16 protein-coding genes and 2 pseudogenes are annotated in these 22007 nt (G+C 67.6%); 12 read left to right on the top strand and 6 right to left on the bottom strand.

Going from position 1 to position 22007, the window contains the following annotated elements; all coding sequences use genetic code 11:
* The first annotated feature begins 207 nt into the window (after positions 1-207).
* On the top strand, positions 208-3324 hold the full coding sequence (locus ACNFIA_RS05460; protein WP_416783311.1) for a transglycosylase domain-containing protein: 3117 nt from the start codon (positions 208-210) through the stop codon (positions 3322-3324).
* A gap of 477 nt (positions 3325-3801) precedes the next feature.
* On the opposite strand, the gene ACNFIA_RS05465 is transcribed toward ACNFIA_RS05460, so the two are convergent.
* The 3 genes from ACNFIA_RS05465 to ACNFIA_RS05475 are packed head-to-tail and all read right to left on the bottom strand — an operon-like array spanning position 3802 to position 5030.
* Positions 3802-4023 carry a VF530 family protein gene (locus ACNFIA_RS05465; protein ID WP_259753346.1) on the bottom strand — a complete coding sequence of 74 codons (222 nt, stop codon included), beginning with the start codon at positions 4021-4023 and terminating at the stop codon, positions 3802-3804.
* A 60-nt stretch (positions 4024-4083) separates the two neighbouring features.
* Positions 4084-4392, bottom strand: coding sequence for a DMT family transporter (locus ACNFIA_RS05470; protein ID WP_259753345.1), 309 nt, complete (start codon positions 4390-4392; stop codon positions 4084-4086).
* Positions 4392-5030, bottom strand: a complete 639-nt coding sequence (locus tag ACNFIA_RS05475; protein ID WP_416783313.1) for an FMN-dependent NADH-azoreductase — start codon at positions 5028-5030, stop codon at positions 4392-4394. Before ACNFIA_RS05475 ends, ACNFIA_RS05470 begins: the two co-directional genes overlap by 1 nt.
* Positions 5031-5168: 138 nt before the next feature.
* Between ACNFIA_RS05475 and ACNFIA_RS05480 the strand changes: the two are divergent.
* Together ACNFIA_RS05480 and ACNFIA_RS05485 are read left to right on the top strand one after the other, a co-directional pair.
* Positions 5169-6082 (top strand): annotated as a pseudogene (locus ACNFIA_RS05480) (LysR substrate-binding domain-containing protein).
* A gap of 158 nt (positions 6083-6240) precedes the next feature.
* Positions 6241-7437, top strand: a complete 1197-nt coding sequence (locus ACNFIA_RS05485) for a sugar transporter (protein WP_259753342.1) — start codon at positions 6241-6243, stop codon at positions 7435-7437.
* Between the two features lie 230 nt (positions 7438-7667).
* Here the strand turns inward: ACNFIA_RS05485 and putP are convergent, their stop codons facing one another.
* Together putP and ACNFIA_RS05495 are read right to left on the bottom strand one after the other, a co-directional pair.
* Entirely contained in the window at positions 7668-9185 is a 1518-nt protein-coding gene (gene putP / locus ACNFIA_RS05490; protein ID WP_259753341.1) for a sodium/proline symporter PutP, read from the bottom strand.
* A 779-nt stretch (positions 9186-9964) separates the two neighbouring features.
* A complete protein-coding gene (locus ACNFIA_RS05495) occupies positions 9965-10714 on the bottom strand; it encodes a helix-turn-helix domain-containing protein (RefSeq protein WP_416783315.1) in 750 nt (249 codons plus the stop codon).
* 247 nt (positions 10715-10961) lie between these two features.
* Here ACNFIA_RS05495 and ACNFIA_RS05500 point away from each other — a divergent pair.
* Positions 10962-13009, top strand: a pseudogene (locus tag ACNFIA_RS05500) (TonB-dependent receptor).
* A gap of 4 nt (positions 13010-13013) precedes the next feature.
* Here the strand turns inward: ACNFIA_RS05500 and ACNFIA_RS05505 are convergent.
* Positions 13014-13892, bottom strand: coding sequence for an ATP-binding protein (locus ACNFIA_RS05505; RefSeq protein WP_416783317.1), 879 nt, complete (start codon positions 13890-13892; stop codon positions 13014-13016).
* A gap of 84 nt (positions 13893-13976) precedes the next feature.
* On the opposite strand from ACNFIA_RS05505, the gene ACNFIA_RS05510 reads away from it, so the two are divergent.
* The 8 genes from ACNFIA_RS05510 to cmoB all read left to right on the top strand — a co-directional run bounded on the left by ACNFIA_RS05510 (position 13977) and on the right by cmoB (position 22000).
* Positions 13977-14774 carry an AraC family transcriptional regulator gene (locus ACNFIA_RS05510; protein WP_416783734.1) on the top strand — a complete coding sequence of 266 codons (798 nt, stop codon included), beginning with the start codon at positions 13977-13979 and terminating at the stop codon, positions 14772-14774.
* Between the two features lie 115 nt (positions 14775-14889).
* On the top strand, positions 14890-17289 hold the full coding sequence (lon, locus tag ACNFIA_RS05515; protein WP_416783318.1) for an endopeptidase La: 2400 nt from the start codon (positions 14890-14892) through the stop codon (positions 17287-17289).
* A gap of 320 nt (positions 17290-17609) precedes the next feature.
* Positions 17610-18005, top strand: a complete 396-nt coding sequence (locus tag ACNFIA_RS05520) for a protease inhibitor I42 family protein (RefSeq protein ID WP_416783320.1) — start codon at positions 17610-17612, stop codon at positions 18003-18005.
* 94 nt (positions 18006-18099) lie between these two features.
* Positions 18100-18774, top strand: coding sequence for a lysoplasmalogenase (locus ACNFIA_RS05525; RefSeq protein ID WP_416783321.1), 675 nt, complete (start codon positions 18100-18102; stop codon positions 18772-18774).
* A gap of 1 nt (position 18775) precedes the next feature.
* A complete protein-coding gene (locus ACNFIA_RS05530) occupies positions 18776-19522 on the top strand; it encodes a substrate-binding periplasmic protein (RefSeq protein WP_259753334.1) in 747 nt (248 codons plus the stop codon).
* A gap of 86 nt (positions 19523-19608) precedes the next feature.
* A complete protein-coding gene (locus tag ACNFIA_RS05535) occupies positions 19609-20181 on the top strand; it encodes a hypothetical protein (RefSeq protein WP_259753333.1) in 573 nt (190 codons plus the stop codon).
* A 113-nt stretch (positions 20182-20294) separates the two neighbouring features.
* On the top strand, positions 20295-21035 hold the full coding sequence (gene cmoA, locus ACNFIA_RS05540; protein ID WP_416783323.1) for a carboxy-S-adenosyl-L-methionine synthase CmoA: 741 nt from the start codon (positions 20295-20297) through the stop codon (positions 21033-21035).
* Positions 21032-22000, top strand: coding sequence for a tRNA 5-methoxyuridine(34)/uridine 5-oxyacetic acid(34) synthase CmoB (gene cmoB, locus ACNFIA_RS05545; RefSeq protein WP_416783326.1), 969 nt, complete (start codon positions 21032-21034; stop codon positions 21998-22000). Before cmoA ends, cmoB begins: the two co-directional genes overlap by 4 nt.
* Positions 22001-22007: the final 7 nt, after the last annotated feature.

The following is a 22007-nucleotide window of genomic DNA, read 5'->3' on the forward strand; positions in this document are numbered from 1 at the left end:
CGTACATTGCACCTGCTGGCCGTCGGCAAATCAATCCGCATGGCCATGAACGGCGCCGGGCGGCGCGCAGATTTTTTGCCGCCGACTACGCTGGAAGTTAGGAAAGCCGCGGGGGAAGCGGCTTTCGCGGTGCCAGGATGGCGCCGGCCATCACGTGGGCGGAGTCCGCTACCTGGGCTGTCGTACAAGCAAGGGCGGGGCGTGAAGATGGGCAGAGCGAAGCATTCCGGTACGCAAGTGGCAGGTCAACCGGGAAGTCTGGGGCCCGGTATTTCCTCGCAGAAAGTCCACCACCACCGCTTCCTGATCCTCTTCCTGTTTCTCCTGCCGTTGCTGGCCGCCATGGGCGCGGCGCTGCTCTATGAAGCGCGCACCTCGAAGCTGCAGGCGCGCGAACTGGCGCGCTACGCCACCGGCCTGACCTGGAGCCTGGAACAGGGCGGCACCAGCAACGTGGTCTACCCCCAGGGCGGGCCCTTCGACCGGCGCCTGGGCTACCAGCAGTTGCCCAGCTTCCTCGGCCGCCTGCACGAGCGCAACTTCGTCACCCTCAGCCAGGCGCGCTTCTCCGACCCGCTGATGCAGTACACCGGCCACGGCCTCTTTCCGCCCTACCCGGAGAAGGCCCAGGCCGGCGTCGACATCGCCGATTGCCGCGGCCTGCCGATCTACAACTTCCGCTATCCGCAGCGGCTCTACGCCAACTTCGAGAGCATCTCGCCGACCATCGTCAACAGCCTGCTGTTCATCGAGAACCGCGACCTGCTCGATCCCGATCGCCCCTACCTGAACCCGGCCATCGACTGGAGCCGCTTCACCCAGGCCTCGGTGGCGCAGGTGGGCAAGCTGGTCGGCCTGGGCAACCACGCCCCCGGCGGCAGCACCCTGGCCACGCAGATCGAGAAGTACCGTCACTCCGAGGATGGCCGCACCAACTCCATCACCGACAAGCTGCGGCAGATGGCATCGGCCAGCGTGCGCACCTACCAGAACGGCGCGGAGAACATGGCCGCGCGGCGCAACGTCGCCCTCACCTACCTCAACTCCGTCCCGCTCTCGGCACAGCCCGGCTACGGCGAGGTGAGCGGCCTGCCGGACGGCCTGTGGATCTGGTACGGCGCGGACTACCAGCAGGTCAACAAGCTGCTCAACACCCCGCCCGGCTCCGGCGCGGAGCTGGCCGCCCAGGGCAAGGCGCTGCGCCAGGTGGTGTCACTGATGATCGCCCACCGCCGGCCCTCCTGGTATCTCGCCCGCGGCCGCGACCAACTGGCCGTGCTGACCGACAGCTACCTGCGCCTGCTGGCGCAGAACAACGTGATCGCCCCCGAGCTGCGTGACGCCGCGCTCAAGCAGAAACTCACGTTCCGCGATCCGCGCAGCGAGCCGAGCTTCACCCCGCTGGAGAACAACAAGGGCATCGGCCTGGCACGCACGCGCCTGGCCGGCATGCTCGATGTGCCGCTGTACGACCTCGACCGCTTCGACATGAGCTTCACCACCACCCTGCAGCATGAGTTGCAGGAGCAGGTCACCGGCTACCTGCGGCAGCTGTCCGACCCGGCGTTTGCCGAGCAGATCGGCCTGTTCGGCGAACACCTGCTGTCCAAGGACAAGACCAAGGACGTGCGCTACAGCTTCACCCTGTTCGAGCGCACCCCCAGCGGCAACCGCGTGCGCGTGCAGACCGACAGCACCGAGCAGCCCTTCGACATCAACGAAGGCAGCAAGCTGGAGCTGGGCTCCACCGCGAAACTGCGGGTGCTCGCCACCTACCTGGAAACCATCGCCGACCTGCATGAGCAATACGCCCCGCTGTCCGTCGCCGAGCTGAAGAAGGTACCGGTGGAGCCGCTGGACTTCCTCAGCCGCTGGTCCATCGATTACCTGATGACCGTCAAGGACCGCAACCTGCCGGACATGCTCGCCGCCGCCCTGCAGCGCAAGTACTCCGCCAGCCCCTACGAAAGCTTCTTCACTGGCGGGGGCATCCACACCTTCAGCAACTTCCGCAAGGAAGACAACGGGCGCATCCCGACCCTGCAGGATGCCCTGCGCGAGTCGATCAACCTGCCCTTCGTGCGCCTGCTGCGCGACCTGGTGCGCCACGACATCTATGCCAACGAAGGCAGCAAGGTCGCCGTGCTGGCTGACGACAAGGACCCGCGCCGCCAGGACTACCTGGACCGTTTCGTCGACAAGGAAAGCCAGGTCTACCTGCTGCGCTTCTGGCAGAAGTACAAGGGCAAGGACAACGACGAGCGCCTGAGCACCTTCCTCGACGGCCTGCGCGCCTGGCCGGTGCGGCTCGCGGCGATCCATCGCTACCTGCAGCCGCAGGCGGATATCCCGACCTTCGCCGCCTTCCTGCAGGACCGCCTCAAGCAGGGCAAGTACGCCGGCGACAAGCTCACCGACAAGCGCATCGAGGACCTCTACACCCGCTACGGGCCGGGCGCATTCAACCTCAACGACCAGGGCTACGTCGCCCGCGTGCACCCGCTGGAACTGTGGCTGCTGGGCTACCTGCAACGCCAGCCGGCGGCGACCTTCGCCGACGCCGTGGCCGCCAGCAGCGCCGAGCGCAAGGAGGTCTACGGCTGGCTGTTCAAGTCGCGGCACAAGTACGCCCGCGACAAGCGCATCCGCATCATGCTGGAGGTGGAGGCCTTCCTCGACCTGCATGAACAGTGGAAGCGCCTGGGCTACCCGTTCGACCATCTGGTGCCGTCGCTGGCCACCGCGCTGGGCAGCTCCGGCGACCGCCCGGCGGCGCTGGCGGAGCTGATGGGGATCATCCTCAACGACGGCGTGCGCCAGCCGACCCTGCGTATCGACAGCCTGCATTTCGCCGCCGGCACGCCCTACGAAGTCAGCCTGGGGCCGGAGGCGGGCAACGGCCGCCAGGTGATGCGCTCGGAAGTCGCCCAAGCCTTGCGCACCGCGCTGTCCCAGGTCGTGGATGCGGGTACCGCGCGGCGCCTGTCCGGCACCTTCAAGCTGGCCGACGGCAACGCCCTGGTGATGGGCGGCAAGACCGGCACCGGCGACAACCGCATCGAGAGCGTCACCCGCAGCGGCTGGGTGAAGAGTTCGAAGGCGATGAACCGCACGGCGACCTTCGTCTTCTACATCGGCCCGCGCCACTTCGGCACGCTCACCGCCTACGTGGCCGGCAGCGAGTCGGACGGCTTCAAGTTCACCTCGGCGCTGCCGGTACAGGTGCTCAAGGGCATGGCGCCGCTGCTGACCGGGTACCTGGAGCCGGGCATCAGCACCGGCTGCCAGGAGCGGCTGGACAACCTGCGGGTGAGTTGGCGCTGAGGGCCGCGGCGATGGGCTCCGCCCCCTCACCCTAGCCCTCTCCCGAAGGGAGAGGGGACTGTTCCGAGCGCTCTGGCATTGCTGCGTTAGCCGGCTGACTCGGTTCATATACAACGCCCCGAACGGCTCCCGCTCCTCGGGGAGAGGGCTGGGGTGAGGGGAAAGCCCCGAGCACACCTGCCTGCCTGAACCTGTAGGAGCGAGCTTGCTCGCGAACCGCTTCATGCCAGGGGTCGCCGGCACGGTTCGCGAGCAAGCTCGCTCCTACAAAGAGCTCCGCGTTCGCCGGCTGATTTCCTTGGCAGCCACCACACCGGACGGCCCCCTCTCCTCGGGGAGAGGGCTGGGGTGAGGGGATAGCCCAGCGCACACATGCCCGCCTGAACCTGTAGGAGCGAGCTTGCTCGCGAACCTCGCCGGGCACCCTTGGCATCAGACGATTCGCGAGCAAGCTCGCTCCTACGCAAAGCCGCTCTGTTACTTGCCCTGCACGCTCTTCACGTACAACGCCTCGACCTGCTCCCGCGCCCAGGGCGTGCGGCGCAGGAAGGTCAGGCTGGACTTGATGCTCGGGTCGTTCTTGAAGCAGCGCACGTCGATGCGCTTGGCCAGCCCGTCCCAGCCGTACTGCGCCACCAGGTGGTTGAGGATGGCTTCCAGGGTCACGCCATGCAGCGGGTTCTTCGGTTTGTCGTTCATGGTCGGTACCGTCGTGCGGGAAATGCGCGGCACCTTAGCATCAAGCTCCGGTTCGGGCGATCACGTCCGCAGCCCGGCCACCCCGGCGATGATCAGGGCCACCGAGGCCAGCTTGGTCAGCGTCAGCGCCTCGCCCAGCAGCAGGAAGCCGAAGAACACCGTGCCCAGCGTGCCGATGGCCGTCCAGATCGGGTAGGCGATGCTCACCGGCAACTGGCGCATCGCCAGGGTGAGGAAGAAGATCCCGCCGATCACCGCCAGTACCGTCACCACGGTCGGCAGCGGCCGGGTGAAGCCCTCGGCGTACTTCATCGACACCGCGAACATCACCTCGAACACCGCGGCCACCATCAGCATCGCCCAGGCCATCACGCGCGCGCCCACTCGCTCTCGGCGAGGTCGGCCAGGGCTTTTTCAGCCTGTTGGTAAGAGGCACGGAAGGCATCGGGATTGCCCTCCTCGCCCTCGGCGGCGACCACCTGCACATCCTCGATGCCGAGGAAGCCCAGCACCACGCGCAGCCAGGCGTCGGCGTGGTTCATCCACTCCAGCTCGCCGCCCGGCCCCATGCCGGCGCCGCCGCGGCTGGTGACGATGAGCGCCTTGCGCCCCTTGAGCAGCGGCTCGTACTCGGCCTCGCCGTCCTTCAGGTGCAGGTCGAAGGTGCGGCCGATGCGGACGATCTGGTCGACCCAGGCCTTCAATCCGCTGGGCACGCTGAAGTTGTACATCGGCGTGGAGATCACCAGCAGGTCATGGGCGAGCAACTCGTTCACCAGCTCGTCGCTCAGCGCCAGCTCGGCCTGCAACTCGGCCGGGCGATGCTCGCGCTGCGGGTGGAAGGCCGCGGCGATGAAGCCCTCGCTGACGTGGGGCAGATCGGCGCGGCCCACTTCGCGGCGGGTGATCGAGGCCTGCGGCAGCGCGGCCAGAAAGCCTTCCGCCAGGCGGCGGGAATGCGAGCGGTCGGCGCGGGGGCTGGCGTGGATGGAAAGAATCCTGTTCATCTGTCATTCCTTGCGAAGGTGTACACTGCGGAGGTCCAGGCTGGCCTCCTGTTGCGACCTAAGCTATTTCCAGCCGGGTCAGCGGACAACTGAGGGAATCTCCCTCCAGATGAATTGATCTCATCCATGGAGCACGCCATGTTCGCCAACCTGCCGCTTCCAGCACTGCGCACCTTCGAATCCGCCGCGCGCCAGTTGAGTTTCAAGGCGGCCGCCCAGGAACTGGCGGTGACCCCCACGGCGGTGTCACACCAGGTGCGCGCGCTGGAGGAATGGCTGGGCCTGCCGCTGTTCGAGCGCCTGCCACGCCAGGTGCGCCTGACCGAAGCCGGCGAGCGGCTGTTCCGCAGCCTGCATGGGGCGCTGCTGGAGGTCTCGCAATCGGTGGACAGCCTGCGCCCGCAGCGCAGCGCCAGCAGCCTGACGATCTCCACCACGCCGGCTTTCGCCGCGCTGTGGCTGGTGCCGCGCCTGGGCCGTTTCTATGCGCGCCATCCGCACATCCGCCTGCGCCTGGACAGCCAGTGCGAACTGCTCGACCTGCAACAGGACGCCAGCGTCGACCTGGCGATCCGCTAGGCTTCGGCGACTACCCGCGCATGCACAGCCAGTTCCTGCTGGCGGAACGTTTCGCCGTGTATGGCGCACCGGCGCTGGTGGCCACCGCGGACGTGGAAGTGCCGGAGATGATCAGCGTGCGCTGGCACAACTCCGAACTCTACGAGCGCGGCTGGAAGGCCTGGTGCCAGGTGGCCGGCGAGGAATGCCTGCTGGCCCAGGCGGTACAGCGCGAATACGACGAGGAGTTCTACGCCCTGCAGGCAGCCGTCGCCGGCCAGGGGCTGGTGCTGGCCAGTTCGCTGCTGGTGTCGGAGAGCGTGGAGCAGGGCCTGCTGGTCCCCTACCGCCCGGAGATCAACGTCCCCGGGGCGCGCTACACCGCGCTCTGCGTGCCGGGCCGCGAGCGTCATCCGCCGGTGCGCGCGTTCCTCGACTGGCTGGCCGAGGAAGCGGCGCAGGCGGCCGACCCGCTGATCGACAACGCCGCCTGAACCTGCCGCTGCACCCGCGCAGGCGCCGCTTCGCCGTGCGCGATGGGCAACCCGTGCGTAGAATGGCCCTGCCGCTACAACAATTCTTCTTCGCCCGCGACACGCCCGGCGCGTGATCCCAGGGCACGGCCTGAGCCCCACTTCACCTCAGGATTCCCATGAGTACCGCGCACCACACCCGCTCCGGCAGTTGGCTGAACGTCATCGCCCTGGCCATCGCCGCCTTCATCTTCAATACCACCGAGTTCGTCCCGGTGGGCCTGCTCAGCGACATCGGCGCGAGCTTCGACATGCGTCCGGAACAGACCGGGCTGATGCTCACGCTGTACGCCTGGGTGGTTTCCCTGGCCTCCCTGCCGCTGATGCAGCTGACCCGCAACATGGAACGCCGGCGCCTGCTGGTGGTGATCTTCTGCCTGTTCATCGTCAGCCACGTGCTGTCCGGCTTCGCCTGGAACTTCACGGTGCTCATGATCAGCCGCTTCGGCATCGCCTTCGCCCACGCCGTGTTCTGGTCGATCACCGCTTCGCTGGCGGTGCGCGTGGCGCCGCCGGGGCAGCAGGCCAAAGCCCTCGGCCTGCTGGCCACCGGGACGATCCTGGCGATGGTGCTGGGCATCCCGCTGGGGCGCATGCTCGGCGAGGCGCTGGGCTGGCGCACGACCTTCCTCACCATCGCCGGCGTCTCGGTGGTGGTGGTGCTCTGGCTGGCCCGCGCACTGCCGCTGCTGCCGAGCCAGAATTCCGGCTCGCTGCGCAGCCTGCCGCTGCTGCTGCGACGCCCGGCGCTGGTGGCGATGTACGTGCTCACCGTGCTGGTGATCACCGCACAGTTCACCGCCTACAGCTACATCGAGCCGTTCGCCCGCGAGGTGGCCGCGCTGGACAGCCAGAAAACCACCCTGCTCCTGCTGCTGTTCGGCGGCGCCGGGATGTTCGGCTCGATCCTCTTCAGCCGTTACAGCGAGCGCTTCCCGCGCGCCTTCCCGTGCCTGGCCATCGCGGTGCTCGGCGGCACGCTCCTGCTGCTGATGCCGCTGGCGCATTCGCCGACGGCGCTGCTCGGGCTGAGCCTGTTCTGGGGCGCGGCGATCCTCTGCTTCGGCCTGGCGCTGCAGGCCAAGGTGCTGCAACTGGCCCATGACGCCACCGACGTGGCCATGGCGATGTTCTCCGGCCTGTACAACGTCGGCATCGGCGGCGGCGCGTTGCTGGGCAGCCGCGTGGCGGTGGGCCTGGGGCTGGAGTGGATCGGCTACGTCGGCGGCGCGCTGGCGGCGGTCGGCCTGCTGCTGTGCCTGTTCGCCTGCTGGCGCTATGCGGCAGCGCTGAGTGGCGGGCACGGCTCGCACTGACACATCGGTGCTCCCGGTAGGAGCGCGCCATGCGCGCGATCGCGGGCATGGCCCGCTCCTACACAGGAACTCCGGAGCTGGGCTGAGCCTGTAGGAGCGAGCTTGCTCGCGAACCTTCCGGACGCCCATCCTACAAATGCGCCCCCCGGTCAGCACGAAGCACATCACGGGGCCCCAACGAAAAAGGCCGCGCCCCTCTCGGAGCGCGGCCTTTTTGATTCAGCGAAGACTCAGCGGCTGGTAGCCGGAGAACCCTCGGGCAGGTGCGCGTCCGCGTACTCGGCCTCGGCGGCTTCGAAACGCTGGATCATCGCCTTGGACGGTGCGGAACCGAACAGGCTGAACACCACGATGGAGAGGCTGGAGAGGATGAAGCCCGGGATGATCTCGTACAGGCCGAGCCAGCCGAACTGCTTCCACACGATCACGGTGACCGCGCCAACGATGATGCCGGCCAGCGCACCGTTGCGGGTCATGCCCTTCCACAGCACGGAGAACAGCACCAGCGGGCCGAAGGCGGCGCCGAAGCCGGCCCAGGCGTAGGACACCAGGCCCAGGACGCGGTTGTCCGGGTTGGCGGCCAGGGCGATGGACACCAGGGCGACCAGCAGGACCATGGCGCGGCCGACCCATACCAGTTCAAGCTGGCTGGCGTTCTTGCGCAGGAAGGCCTTGTAGAAGTCTTCGGTCAGCGCCGAGGAGCACACCAGCAGCTGGCAGCTCAGGGTGCTCATCACCGCCGCCAGGATGGCGGACAGCAGCACGCCGGCAATCCACGGGTTGAAGAGGATCTTCGCCAGCTCGATGAACACGCGCTCATGGTTCTCGCCGACCGCGCCAGCCTGCTCCGGGTGCGCCTGGAAGTAGGCGATGCCGAAGAAGCCCACGGCGACCGCGCCACCCAGGCAGAGGATCATCCAGGTCATGGAGATGCGGCGGGCAGCCGGGATCGACTTCACCGAATCGGCGGCCATGAAGCGCGCCAGGATGTGCGGCTGGCCGAAGTAGCCCAGGCCCCAGGCCATCAGCGACAGCACGCCGACGAAGGAAGCGCCCTTGAACATGTCGAAGTTGGCCGCGTCCTTCAGCTCGATGGCCGCGAAGGTCGGCTCCACGCCGCCGGTGGCGAACAGCACGATCACCGGGGTGAGGATCAGCGCGAAGATCATCAGCGAGGCCTGCACGGTGTCGGTCCAGCTCACCGCCAGGAAGCCACCGACGAAGGTGTAGGCGATGGTCGCGGCGGCACCGGCCCACAGCGCGGTCTCGTAGGACATGCCGAAGGTGCTTTCGAACAGGCGGGCGCCGGCGACGATGCCGGAGGCGCAGTAGATGGTGAAGAACACCAGGATCACCAGCGCGGAGATGACGCGCAGGATACGGCTGTTGTCCTCGAAGCGGGTGCTGAAGTAGTCCGGCAGGGTCAGGGCGTTGCCGTTGTGCTCGGTGTGCACGCGCAGGCGGCCGGCGACGAACAGCCAGTTCAGGTAGGCGCCGCAGATCAGGCCGATGGCGATCCAGCTTTCGGAGATGCCCGACAGGTAGATAGCGCCCGGCAGGCCCATCAGCAGCCAGCCGCTCATGTCCGAGGCACCGGCCGACAGCGCCGTGACGAAGCTGCCGAGGCTGCGGCCACCGAGGATGTAGTCGGAGAAGTTGTTGGTCGAACGATAGGCGGCCAAGCCGATCAGAACCATGGCCGCGATGTAGATCACGAAGGTGATCAGTGTTGGCGTGTTGACGCTCATGGGGACTCCCCTACAGCTTGTTTTTATCCAGGTTCGCGGGGTATCGCGGACCCTTGACTGGCAGCCGGCGTGGTTGACGCCGACCGGTTAGCGCTTGCTCACAGGCAAACCGGGTTGCGCGTGGCGCCAAACCGGCACCGAACCGCTACGCATCCCGACGCAGGCACGCCCTCGTCCTTGCTGGCGTCTTCCTGCAGCCACCGTCTCACCACGGCGACCTCCGTCCCGCCTGCGCCGGTAAGCGCAGGGCGGGCCGATTTCCGGGCGGACCCGGTCATCCATCAGGCGCCGAGGCAGGCGCCCTGCTCCCGGCGAATGCCCGCCAGCCGCACGATACGGGGCTGGCGACGACGTTCGTCGCGAGTGACTGAAACTGTGCTGACGCGCGCATGAAGGTGCGGCAGGGGGTGGCCGGCGCGCGAGGGCGCGGATTGTACAGAAAGCATCGACAGGGATGGCGCCATTGGTCCGAGGGCGGACGGCGCGCGGCCACGGGGGGGCGCTGCGGGCCGGGCCGTGGAGGCGGTGGCGCGGCCGGCTACGGGCGCGCGAGGGGCGAAGTCTGAACCGGTGATGGGCATGCTGCCCCTCCCGCGTATCGAGCTGGCTATTGTTCTTGGTATGACCGGGTTGCACCTGCAACACGGTGGGCGGACTCTAGGGGTTGCACCTTGGAGAATTCTTGCCGAAAGCTCTGGAGTTCTTGCAAAAAGCTCCGGCAACCGCCGGCGCGCCACTGACCACTCGATCAGCAAACCACGGCGCGCGGGCCGTGGGCCTCAGCTGCGGCGCAGGCTGCCCGGGGTCAGGCCGAGGTAACGGCGCATGGCGGTGGTCAGCGCGCTCTGGCTGGAGAAGCCGCATTCGCCGGCGACGCCGACCAGCGGCAGGTCGGTTTCGCGCAGCAGGCGCGCGGCGCGATCCAGGCGCTGGCGCAGCAGGTACTGGTGCGGCGTGAGGCCGACGCGGTCCTTGAACTGCGCGTGGAAGTGACTGGGGCTCAGGCAGGCCACCTGCGCAAGCTCCGCCACCGTGATGCGCCGCGACAGGTGATCGGCGATGTAGCCGTCCAGCCGCTCCAGGTCCAGCGGCCCCTGGCGCGGCGCGCGGTCCTCGCCGAACAGACGCAGGTGCAGGGCCCGCAGCAGCACGCCGCCGAGGGCGCGAGCGAGCAGCGGGTCGCCGCCGTAGCGAGCGATTTCCGCCCCCGCGTAGCTGAGCAGGTGCTGGAAATCCGCATCCAGGGTCGGGTAGCGCGGCACCTCGAACAACCGCGCCAGCAGGTCGCGGTCCTGCTCGGCCGCGCCGGCTTCGTCGAGATCGACGATCAGCAGGCGGTTGTCGCCCAGCCCGGCGAATTCATGATCGATCTCCCCCGGCACCAGGCAAGCGCGCATGCGGCAGACCTCACCACCAGCGCCGCCAATGGCGAATTCCGCGCGGCCGCTCAGGCACATCACCAGTTGGTGATGGCCATGGACGTGCTGGTCGGTCTGGTCGGACAGCGTGGCGAGTCGGGTATCGAACATGGCGCTGGGTGATCAAATTTTGAGCATGGTACGGAAAATTCGTACGCCTGCCCAGCAGCAGGTGCAACCGAGCGCAACTCCAGACAGCGCCAGCACAAAAGCATCTAAGCGAGAAATTCTTGCTAACCAATAGATATGTTATGTTATAACAAATAGCGCCTTTCCATTCCCCCTTCCCTGCCGCCTGGCGCAATCCCTGATCACCAGGGAGGGGTTCGCTTTGCCAGAAGAAAAACCAGGAGTTGTCATGCCCCCATCCCTTCCCCGTCCGCGCTGGCGTCTGGCCCCGCTGGGCCTGGCCCTGTGCGCCGGCGCACCCTCGCTGGCCGAGGCCGCGCCCACCGAGCTGGAGCCCCAGGTGATTACCGCCAACCCGCTGGGTGACGCCTCCCCCGCCGCACCGAGCAGCGTCCTGCAGGGCGACCAGCTGACCCTGCGGCAGAAAGGCAGCCTGGGTGAAACCCTCAACGGCACGCCGGGCGTGTCCTCCACCTGGTTCGGCCCCGGCGCCAGCCGCCCGGTGATCCGCGGCATGGACGGCGACCGCATCCGCCTGCTGCGCAATGGCGTGGGCGCGCGGACGCCTCGTCGCTGTCCTACGACCACGCCGTGCCGGAAGACCCCAACGTGGTCGAGCGCATCGAAGTCGTGCGCGGCCCGGCCGCCCTGCTCTACGGCGGCAACGCCATCGGCGGCGTGATCAACAGCTTCGACAACCGCATTCCCAGCGAACCGGTGGACGGTATCCACGGCCAGGGCGAGCTGCGTTACGGCGGCGCGGACACCACCCGCAGCGCCGCCGGCGCGCTGGAAGCCGGCGACGGCCACTTCGCCCTGCACCTGGATGCCGGCTCCCGCGAGTTCAACGACCTGCGCATCCCCGGCTACGCCCACTCCGGGCGGCAGCGCCAGGTGGACGGCGACGACGCGAAACATCGCGTGGACAACAGCGATGGCCGCCAGGACAGCGGCGCCGTTGGCGGCAGCTACCACTGGGACCACGGCTATGCCGGCCTCTCCTACAGCGGCTACGACAGCAACTACGGCTCCCCCGCCGAAGACGACGTGCGCCTGAAGATGCTGCAGGACCGCTACGCCTTCGCCTCGGAAATCCGCGACCTCGACGGTCCGTTCAGCTCGGTGAAGCTGGACGCCGCCTACACCGAGTACCAGCACAAGGAAATCGAGGACGGCGAGACCGGCACCACCTTCAAGAACGACGGCTACGAGGCCCGCATCGAGGCACGGCACCAGCCCATCGGCCCGCTGGACGGCGTGGTCGGCGCGCAGGTCGCCAACAGCCGCTTCTCCGCGCTGGGCGAAGAAGCGTTCGTGCCGCACACCGAGACCGACAGCACCGCGCTGTTCTTCCTGGAGAACTGGCAGGCCAGCGAGCGCCTGGCGCTGAACCTGGGCGGCCGCGTCGAGCACACGCGCATCGCGCCCAACGCCAAGGACAACGAGCGCTTCGCCGAGAACGACGACGCGCGCAGCTTCACCGCCGGCAGCCTGTCCACCGGCGCGGTGTACACCCTGACGCCGATCTGGTCGCTGGCCGGCACCCTGGCCTACACCGAGCGCGCGCCGACCTTCTATGAGCTGTACGCCAACGGCGCCCATGCCGCCACCGGCACCTATGAAGTGGGCGACGCCGACGCGAGCAAGGAAAAGGCCGTCTCCACCGACCTCGCCCTGCGCTTCGACAGCGGCCGTCACAAGGGCAGCGTCGGCGTGTTCTACAGCCGCTTTTCCAACTACATCGGGCTGCTGGCCAGCGGGCGTTATCGCGACGAGGAAGGCGCGCTGGTGGACGCCGGTGACGACGAGGCGCTGCCCGAGTACCTCTACAGCGGCGTGAAGGCGGACTTCTACGGCGTCGAGGCGCAGGACCGCATCCACCTGCTGGACAGCCCCTACGGCCGCTTCGACCTGGAGCTGTCCGGCGATTACACCCGCGCGAAGAACAAGGACACCGGCGAGGCCCTGCCGCGCATCGCCCCGCTGCGCCTGAACAGCGCGCTGCTCTGGGAGTTGCAGCAATGGCAGGCGCGGGTCGATGTGGAATACGCCGCCGACCAGAACCGCGTGCCCGAGAACGAGCTGCGCACCGACGGCTACACCACCCTGGGCGCCAGCGTCGGCTACCGCTTCGACCTGGGCGACAGCCGCTGGCTGGCCTTCGTCAAGGGCGAGAACCTGACCAACCAGACCGTGCGCTACGCCAGCTCCATCCTGCGCGACAGCGTGCCGGCCGGCGGGCGCGGCATCCAGGCGGGGATCAAGGTCGCGTTCTGATGTGCTAGCGCTGCCGCCCGGCGTAATCCCGGGCGAATTGCGCGGCGATCCGCCCGGACCGCGACCCGCGATGGGTCGCCCAGCGGATCGCCGCCTGCTCCCACTCCTCCGGCTGCACGCCGCCCAGGCCGTGGTATTCCAGCCAGCGGGCGACCGCCTCCAGGTACTGCTCCTGGCTGAAGGCATAGAAGGATATCCACAGGCCGAAGCGCTCGGAGAGCGAGATCTTCTCCTCCACCGCCTCGCCGGGGTGCAGTTCGCCGCTCTCGCTGCGCTGGAAGGACAGGTTGTCCTCGGCGCGCTCGGCCAGCAGGTGGCGGCGGTTGGACGTGGCATAGATCAGCACGTTGCCGGACTGCCCCGCCACCGAACCATCCAGTACGGTTTTCAGGCCCTTGTAGCCGGTCTCGCCGTCCTCGAAGGACAGGTCGTCGCAGAACAGGATGAAGCGCTCCGGGCGATGGCGCAGCAGGTCGATGATCTGCGGCAGGTCGGCCAGGTGCTCCTTGTCCACTTCGATCAGGCGCAACCCTTCGGCATGGAAGGCGTGCAGGCAGGCCTTCACCAGCGAGCTCTTGCCGGTGCCGCGGGCGCCGGTCAGCAGGACGTTGTTCGCCGGGCGGCCGGAGACGAACTGGCGGGTGTTCTGCTCGATCAGCGCTTTCTGGCGCTCGACGTTGCGCAGGTCGTCGAAGGCGATCAGCGCCGGCTCGATCACCGGCGTCAGGCGCGGCTGGCCCTGGCGGTACTCCCACAGGTGGGCGATGGCGCCTTCTTCCAGCGCCAGCGCGGGGCGCGCCGGCAGGGCGTGTTCGAGCAGGCCGGCGATGCGCGCCAGTTGTTCGGAGATGGCGGCCAGTGCGTTCAGGGGAAGCTCGGTCATGACGAAGATCATCGGGCAGAGGAGGACTGTTCAGCAGCCTAGCGATGGGCGAAAGTGGTCGTCTAACGACAAACAGGCATGCACATGCGCAAAAAGGACATTCCGCCCCAACCGCTGGAGAACCACGGCGACGAACGGGCCGCCAGCCCGGTGGCGGCGGTCGCGCTGGATTTTCCCGACGGCCATCAGGTGCCCGCGCACAGCCACCACCGCGCGCAACTGCTGTATGCCGTGCGCGGCGTGCTGGTGGTGGGCAGCGCCAGCGGCCAGTGGGTGGTGCCGGACAACCGCGGCCTGTGGATACCCGCCGGCGTCGAGCACTGGACGCGCATGGTCGGCGAGGTGCAGGTGCGCACCCTGTATGTGGAGCCGGGCAGCGCCCCGCACCTGCCGCCGGACTGCTGCGTGCTGGCGGTGTCGCCGCTGCTGCGGGAGCTGATCCTCGCCGCGCTGTCGATCAGTGGCGAGGTCACGCCGGACTCCCGCGACGGTCGGGTGCTAGGCCTGGTGCTCGACGAGTTGCGCGAAGACCCCATGCTGCCGTTGCACCTGCCGCTGCCTGCCCATCCACGCCTGCGCGCGCTGTGCCAGGCCATCCAGGCGCAGCCCGGCGACAGCGCGAGCCTCGCCCAGTGGGCCGCGCGGCTGAGCGTGGACAGCAAGACGGTGCAACGCTGGTTCTTCGCCGAAACCGGGCTGACCTTCGGCCAATGGCGGCAACAGGCGCGCCTGCTGACCGCCCTGGAGCGCCTGGCGCTGGGCGACAGCGTGCTGAGCGTGGCGCTGGACGTGGGCTACAGCACGCCCAGCGCCTTCAGCGCGATGTTCAGCCGCCAGTTCGGCCGGCCGCCCAGCGATTTCCTGCGGCCGCGTCGCCCCTGAGCTTTGCGAGCACACGTGGGCCGCAACATCTTCAGGCACATTGCTGAAAAATGGGATTGAAACCCCGCGCCGGTTTCCCCATCTAGACTGTCATGTTCAATCAGTCAGGTGCCTCATGAGCGACCACGACGAGATTCACGATATCCATAGCGCCGAAGAGGTCAGCAACACCGGGCTGGTGCTGCCGGGGCAGAACCTGCCGACCACGGTCTACGTCATCCCGATCCACAACCGCCCGTTCTTCCCGGCGCAGGTGCTGCCGGTGATCGTCAACGAGGAGCCGTGGGCCGAGACGCTGGAGCTGGTCGCCAAGACCGAACACCACAGCCTGGCGCTGTTCTTCATGGAGAACCCGCCGGAAGACCCGCGCCATTTCGACCCGGACAGCCTGCCCGAGCACGGCACCCTGGTGCGCGTGCACCACGCCAGCCGCGAGGGAGGCAAGCTGCAGTTCGTCGCCCAGGGCCTCTCGCGCGTGCGCATCCGCGGCTGGATCAAGCGCCATCGCCCGCCCTTCCTGGTGGAGGTGGAGTACCCGCACACCCCCAGCGACCCGAGCGACGAGGTGAAGGCCTACGGCATGGCCCTGATCAACGCGATCAAGGAGCTGCTGCCGCTCAACCCGCTGTACAGCGAAGAGCTGAAGAACTACCTCAACCGCTTCAACCCCAACGACCCGTCGCCGCTGACCGATTTCGCCGCCGCGCTGACCACCGCCCCCGGCTCCGAGCTGCAGGGCGTGCTCGATACCGTGCCGATCCTCAAGCGCATGGAGAAGGTGCTGCCGCTGCTGCGCAAGGAAGTGGAAGTCGCGCGGCTGCAGAAAGAGCTGTCCGCCGAGGTCAATCGCAAGATCGGCGAGCGCCAGCGCGAGTTCTTCCTGCAGGAACAGCTGAAGATCATCCAGCAGGAACTGGGCATCACCAAGGACGACAAGAGCGCCGACTCCGACGAATTCCGCGCACGCCTGGAGGGCAAGACCCTGCCCGAGCAGGCGAAGAAGCGCATCGACGAGGAGCTGAACAAGCTGTCGATCCTCGAGACCGGCTCGCCCGAGTACGCCGTCACGCGCAATTACCTCGACTGGGCAACCTCGGTGCCATGGGGCCTGATGGGCGTCGACAAGCTCGACCTCAAGCACGCCCGCAAGGTCCTCGACCGGCACCATTCCGGCCTGGAAGACGTGAAGGACCGCATCCTCGAATTCCTCGCGGTGGGCACCTTCAAGGGCGAGATCGCCGGCTCCATCGTGCTCCTGGTCGGCCCGCCCGGCGTGGGCAAAACCAGCATCGGCAAGTCCATCGCCGAGAGCCTGGGGCGGCCGTTCTATCGCTTCAGCGTCGGCGGCATGCGTGACGAGGCCGAGATCAAGGGCCATCGCCGTACCTACATCGGCGCCCTGCCCGGCAAGCTGGTGCAGGCGCTGAAGGAAGTGGAGGTGATGAACCCGGTGATCATGCTCGACGAGATCGACAAGCTCGGCAGCAGCTACCAGGGCGACCCCGCCTCGGCGCTGCTGGAGACGCTGGATCCGGAGCAGAACGTGGAGTTCCTCGACCACTACCTGGACCTGCGCCTGGACCTGTCCAAGGTGCTGTTCGTCTGCACCGCCAACACCCTGGACTCCATCCCCGGCCCGCTGCTGGACCGCATGGAAGTCATCCGCCTCTCCGGCTACATCGCCGAGGAGAAGCTGGCCATCGCCAAGCGTCACCTGTGGCCCAAGCAGCTGGAAAAAGCCGGCGTGCCCAAGCATCGGGTGTCGATCAACGACGCCGCCCTGCGCGCGGTGATCGAGGGCTACGCCCGCGAGGCCGGCGTGCGCCAGCTGGAAAAAGTGCTCGGCAAGCTGGTGCGCAAGTCGGTGATGAAGCTGCTGGAAGACCCGGACTCGGTGGTGAAGATCGGCGCCAAGGACCTGGAGCAGTACCTGGGCATGCCGGTGTTCCGTACCGAGCAGGTGCTGTCCGGGATCGGCGTGATCACCGGGCTTGCCTGGACCAGCATGGGCGGCGCGACCCTGCCCATCGAGGCGACGCGCATCCACACGCTCAACCGCGGCTTCAAGCTCACCGGGCAACTGGGAGACGTGATGAAGGAGTCGGCGGAGATCGCCTACAGCTATATCAGCTCGAACCTGAAGAAGTACGGCGGCGAGTCGACCTTCTTCGACCAGGCCTTCGTGCACCTCCACGTACCCGAGGGCGCCACGCCCAAGGACGGCCCCAGCGCCGGCGTGACCATGGCCAGCGCGCTGCTGTCGCTGGCGCGCAACCAGGCGCCGAAAAAGGGCGTGGCCATGACCGGCGAGCTGACCCTCACCGGCCAGGTACTGCCCATTGGCGGAGTGCGCGAGAAGGTCATCGCGGCGCGGCGGCAGAAGATCTTCGAGCTGATCCTGCCCGAGCCCAACCGTGGCGACTTCGAGGAGCTGCCGGAGTACCTGAAGGAAGGCCTGACGGTGCATTTCGCCCGGCGCTTCGGGGATGTGGCGAGGGTGCTGTTCCCCGTTTGAACCCTGCGACCGATCGGCTCGCTCCTGCCCTTGTAGGAGCGAGCTTGCTCGCGAACCGCACGGCACAGCGCTGATCGCGGACAAAGTCCGCTCCTACGCAGGCAGGAGGCAAATGCGCTCCCGGTCGGAGCCGATTCTTCCGCGCAGGATTTCGCGGACATGGTCCGCTCCTACGACAGCCGACATTGCGAGGGCACGCGCCCACGGGGCGCGCCTACAGGCTGGCGCCAGCCGCCCTACATATCCCGCCCCGCGAAACCTCTACTTCTCCCACGATTGCGGTATCCTGCGCCCCAACCTGTCCCCACTCAGGAGCCGTCATGCCGTCGTACCGCCCGTTGCTGCCCCTCACCCTGGCCCTGCTCGCCGGCTGCGCCGGGCAGAGCAAACCCGTGGTCACCCTGGAAGACGCCAGCGACTGCAAGCCGCTGAAACTGCACACCGGCCAGGAGCTGGTGCTGATCCTGCCGAGCAACCCCACCACCGGCTTCCGCTGGGAGCTGCGCAACGCCGCCAACGGTCTGCTACGCGCGCTCGGCCCCGAGGTGTACAGCAACCCGGAGGACGTGGGCCTGGTCGGCAGCGCCGGCGAATCCACCTGGCGCTTCCGCGTAACCGCCGCCGGCGAGGACACGCTGGAACTGGCCTACCGCCGTCCGTGGGAGGCAGAAGTGCCGCCGGCCAAGACGTTCGTCTGCCCCATCGCGGTGAAATAAGGCGCCATAAGCTCCTCACCCTGACGCCTTCGGCCTGTGGCCGGGGCGCCGCGCTACGGCACAGTAGGCGTTCATTTCCTCGGGAGGGAACCCCATGCGCTGGGCACTCTTGGCACTGATCGGCGCTGCCGCCTACCTGTTCGCCGTCACCTTCGACCTGCCTGCCCTGCGCATGCTGTGCAAGCCGCTGCCCGTGCTGGCCATGTTGTTGTGGATACTCGGCAGCCCCGCCGACGGCTATCGCCGCTGGGTTGCCGTCGGCCTGGTGCTGTCGATGCTCGGCGACATCCTGCTGGAATGGCCGATCAATGCCTTCGTGCCCGGCCTTGCCGCCTTCCTGCTGGCGCACCTCGCCTACCTCGCGGCCTACCTGGGCGATACCCGCCGCGTCGCCCCGCTCGGCCTGTTGATCGCAGGCACCCTGGGCGGCGGTCTGTTCGCCCTGCTCTACAGCCGCGGCCTGGGCCCGCTGCTCGTGCCCATCGCGCTGTACAGCCTGACCATCAGCGCCATGCTCTGGCGCGCCATCGCCCGCCTCGGCGTACCCGGCATCGCCAACGCAAGCCGCGCGTGCGCCGCTCTCGGCGCGCTGCTGTTCGTCAGCTCCGACGCGATGATCGGCATCAGCCGCTTCGTCGCCGCCTTCGACGGCGCCTCCTACGCCATCATGCTGACCTACTGGCTCGGCCAGCTCGGTATCGCCGCCTCGGTGACATCCCGTCACATCGCTCTGCCATACTCGGAAGACCCCACCACTTCCCGGGCCTGACATGCTGCGACTCGCGTCACCGCTGCTCCTGCTCTGTTCGGCGCTGGCCAGCGCCGAACCCCTGCGCCTGGCCGGCGACGACTGGTGCCCCTACCTCTGCCCGGACGATCCGGACAAGCCCGGCTACCTGCTCGAGGCCCTCGGCCAGGTGTTGCCGCAGCCGCCACGCTTCGAACCGCTGCCCTGGCCGCGCGCCCTGCAGATGGCCCGCGAAGGCCTGGTGGATGGCGTGGTCGGCGCCTACAGCGAGGAGTCCGCGCAGTTGCTGATCGGCGAGGAACCCATCGGCTGGGTGACCATGCGCTTCTACGTGCGCAGCGACAATCCCTGGACCTGGAAAGGCCCGGCCTCGCTGAGCAGCCAATCCATCGGCCTGGCCCAGGGATACTCCTACGGCAAGGAGCTCGATGCCTGGCGCGACGAACACCTGAGCAACCTCGAACAGGTACAGGTGCTCAGCGGCGAGAAGGTCCTCGAGCGCAATATCCAGAAGCTGCTGCTGGGGCGTATCACCGTGCTGCTCGAAGACAGCCAGATCGTCGAGCACTACCTGCACCGCCACGGGCTGTCCGGGCGCATTCAAGCCGCCGGCGAGCTCGCCGATAAACGTCCCATGTATGTCGCGCTCAATCCGCGGCTGGAAGGCGTGCGCGAGCGCCTGGACGACCTCGACGAGGGCCTGCGCGAACTGCGCCGCAACGACCAGTGGAAACCCCTGATGCAGGGTTACGGCATCGCCGTTGACTAGCCCTGCAAAGGCGTGAGAAAAGTCCGGCAGAGCCCTCTGTCATCGGCTATAGATCAATCATAAGAGACTGGGAAAAGGGGAGCTCCATGCGTGCAGTAGGTCGCTCGATGTTGTTGCTGGGAGCCTGCCTGATCCTCTCGGCCTGTGGCAGCCTGCTGCCCAGTGAACGCGCGGAAGTGCAATCGCCCTTCCTGGATTACCAGGACGCACAGAGCCGCTACAACCAGGTCGATCCCGGCAAGACCACCAAGTCGCAGCTCTATGCGCTGGGCTTCGATCCGCTGTCCCAAGGCAATGCGAAGATGCTGTCGTTCATCGACGTGCGCCTGCTCTTCGTGCAACCCAACATTCCCATCGACTACCTGCCCGACGGCCTGGTGACCTGCCTGCAGGCCAAGGACCGCTGCATCGGCTATGCCTTCGACTTCAACAAGACCGACAGCCAGCGCGTGGGCAGCTTCTGGGCGGACATCTTCAACTTCCGCAAGCGCCGCCAGGTGCAGGGCTGGTCGTTCCGTCCGGTGTTCGTGCTGATCGACGACGTGGTGGTGCACAAGACCAGCAACGGCGAACCGAACATCCGCCGCATGGAAGACAAGAAGAACCCCCTCGGCCCGCTGCAGGGCGCCGGCGAGTACTTCTCCGACCAGCTCAAGTGACCCTTATCGGCTGAAGCTTGGGCGCACCCTGCGCCTCGGCTACAATGCGCGCCCCGGCAAACCGGGCGCGCCGCGCCCGCTTGCCTGTTCAGCGCAACGAGGCCCCATCCAGCGTGAGCGAATCCGACCGCATCTTCGCCCAGCCGCAAAGCCAGGTTCCCGACTTCACCTTCAACGAGGACGTGGTGCGCGTCTTCCCGGACATGATCAAGCGATCGGTGCCGGGCTACCCCACCATCGTCGAGAACATCGGCGTGCTCGGTGCGCGTTTTGCCGCGCCCCACAGCGTGCTCTACGACCTCGGCTGCTCGCTGGGCGCCGTGACCCAGGCGCTGCGCCGCCATGTGAAGACCGAAGGCTGCCGCGTCATCGGCGTCGACAACTCCGCGCCGATGATCGAGCGCTGCGGCGAGTACCTGCGCGCCCAGGACGCCATGCACCAGGAACTGCTGCCGGTCGAACTGATCGAGGCGGATATCCTGACGCTGGACCTCAAGCCCTGCTCGCTGATCGCGCTGAACTTCACCCTGCAGTTCATCGCCCCCGAGCAACGCCTGGGCCTGCTCACCCGCCTGCACAGCGCCCTGCTGCCCGGCGGCGCGCTGATCCTCTCGGAAAAACTGCGCTTCGCCGATGAGCAGGAGCACGCGCTGCTCACCGACCTGCACATCGACTTCAAGCGCGCCAATGGCTACAGCGAACTGGAAATCGCCCAGAAGCGCACCGCCATCGAGAACGTGATGCGCCCCGACACCCTGGAGACCCACCGCGAGCGCCTGCTGGCCGCCGGTTTCTCCAAGGTGGTGCCCTGGTTCCAGTGCCTCAACTTCGCTTCCCTGATTGCCCTGCCATGATCGAACGCTTCGACCTCGACCGCCTGCGCCTTGAACTGGCCGGCACGCCACTGGAATCCTGGGCCGCCTCGCTGCCCGCGCAACTGGCCGCCAAGGTCGAGGATGGCCATGGCGACCTGGAACGCTGGCTGGCGGCGGTGGACCGCCTGCCGCCGCTGCAGGCGTCCGCCGTCGAACTGGGCGAACGCTTCAACCTGGAGGGCGCCTGCGACGAAGGCACCCGTGCCCAGCTCACACTCGCCCTGCAAGGGCTGATCCCGTGGCGCAAGGGGCCGTTCCACCTGTTCGGCGTGCACATCGACACCGAATGGCGCTCGGACTGGAAATGGCAGCGCGTCTCGCCGCACATCGACCTGGTGGGCAAGCGTGTCCTCGACGTCGGCTGCGGCAATGGCTACTACCAATGGCGCATGCTAGGCGCCGGCGCGCGCAGCGTGGTGGGCGTGGACCCGAACTGGCTGTTCTTCTGCCAATTCCTCGCCATGAAGCGCTACCTCCCGGACCTGCCGGCCTGGCATCTGCCGTTCGCCCTGGAAGACCTGCCCGAGAAACTGGAAGGCTTCGACACGGTGTTCTCCATGGGCGTGCTCTATCACCGCCGCTCGCCCATCGACCACCTGCTGGCGCTCAAGGACTGCCTGCGCCGGGGCGGCGAACTGGTGCTGGAGACCCTGGTGGTGGAAGGCGACGTGAACACCGTGCTGGTGCCCGAGGACCGCTACGCGCAGATGCGCAACGTGTGGTTCCTGCCGTCGGTGCCGGCGCTGGAGCTATGGCTGCGCCGCGCGGGTTTCACCGACGTGCGCAGTGTCGATATCAGCCGCACCTCGGTGGAAGAGCAACGCGCCACGCAGTGGATGCGCTACCAGTCGCTGCCGGACTTCCTCGACCCGCAGGACCACAGCCGCACCGTCGAAGGCCTGCCGGCGCCGCTGCGCGCCACGCTGGTGGCGCGCAAGCCTTAGCTTGTGC

This window comes from Pseudomonas sp. NY15437, assembly GCF_048068435.1.
GTDB classification, from domain to species: Bacteria; Pseudomonadota; Gammaproteobacteria; order Pseudomonadales; family Pseudomonadaceae; genus Pseudomonas; species Pseudomonas nitroreducens_B.

Excerpts from the sequence above, each read along its gene's own strand:
- ACNFIA_RS05460 (WP_416783311.1), top strand. The coding sequence starts at position 208 with ATGGGCAGAGCGAAGCATTCCGGTACGCAAGTGGCAGGTCAACCGGGA.
- ACNFIA_RS05465 (WP_259753346.1), bottom strand. The coding sequence starts at position 4,023 with ATGAACGACAAACCGAAGAACCCGCTGCATGGCGTGACCCTGGAAGCC.
- ACNFIA_RS05470 (WP_259753345.1), bottom strand. The coding sequence starts at position 4,392 with ATGGCCTGGGCGATGCTGATGGTGGCCGCGGTGTTCGAGGTGATGTTC.
- ACNFIA_RS05475 (WP_416783313.1), bottom strand. The coding sequence starts at position 5,030 with ATGAACAGGATTCTTTCCATCCACGCCAGCCCCCGCGCCGACCGCTCG.
- ACNFIA_RS05485 (WP_259753342.1), top strand. The coding sequence starts at position 6,241 with ATGAGTACCGCGCACCACACCCGCTCCGGCAGTTGGCTGAACGTCATC.
- putP (WP_259753341.1), bottom strand. The coding sequence starts at position 9,185 with ATGAGCGTCAACACGCCAACACTGATCACCTTCGTGATCTACATCGCG.
- ACNFIA_RS05495 (WP_416783315.1), bottom strand. The coding sequence starts at position 10,714 with ATGTTCGATACCCGACTCGCCACGCTGTCCGACCAGACCGACCAGCAC.
- ACNFIA_RS05505 (WP_416783317.1), bottom strand. The coding sequence starts at position 13,892 with ATGACCGAGCTTCCCCTGAACGCACTGGCCGCCATCTCCGAACAACTG.
- ACNFIA_RS05510 (WP_416783734.1), top strand. The coding sequence starts at position 13,977 with ATGCGCAAAAAGGACATTCCGCCCCAACCGCTGGAGAACCACGGCGAC.
- lon (WP_416783318.1), top strand. The coding sequence starts at position 14,890 with ATGAGCGACCACGACGAGATTCACGATATCCATAGCGCCGAAGAGGTC.
- ACNFIA_RS05520 (WP_416783320.1), top strand. The coding sequence starts at position 17,610 with ATGCCGTCGTACCGCCCGTTGCTGCCCCTCACCCTGGCCCTGCTCGCC.
- ACNFIA_RS05525 (WP_416783321.1), top strand. The coding sequence starts at position 18,100 with ATGCGCTGGGCACTCTTGGCACTGATCGGCGCTGCCGCCTACCTGTTC.
- ACNFIA_RS05530 (WP_259753334.1), top strand. The coding sequence starts at position 18,776 with ATGCTGCGACTCGCGTCACCGCTGCTCCTGCTCTGTTCGGCGCTGGCC.
- ACNFIA_RS05535 (WP_259753333.1), top strand. The coding sequence starts at position 19,609 with ATGCGTGCAGTAGGTCGCTCGATGTTGTTGCTGGGAGCCTGCCTGATC.
- cmoB (WP_416783326.1), top strand. The coding sequence starts at position 21,032 with ATGATCGAACGCTTCGACCTCGACCGCCTGCGCCTTGAACTGGCCGGC.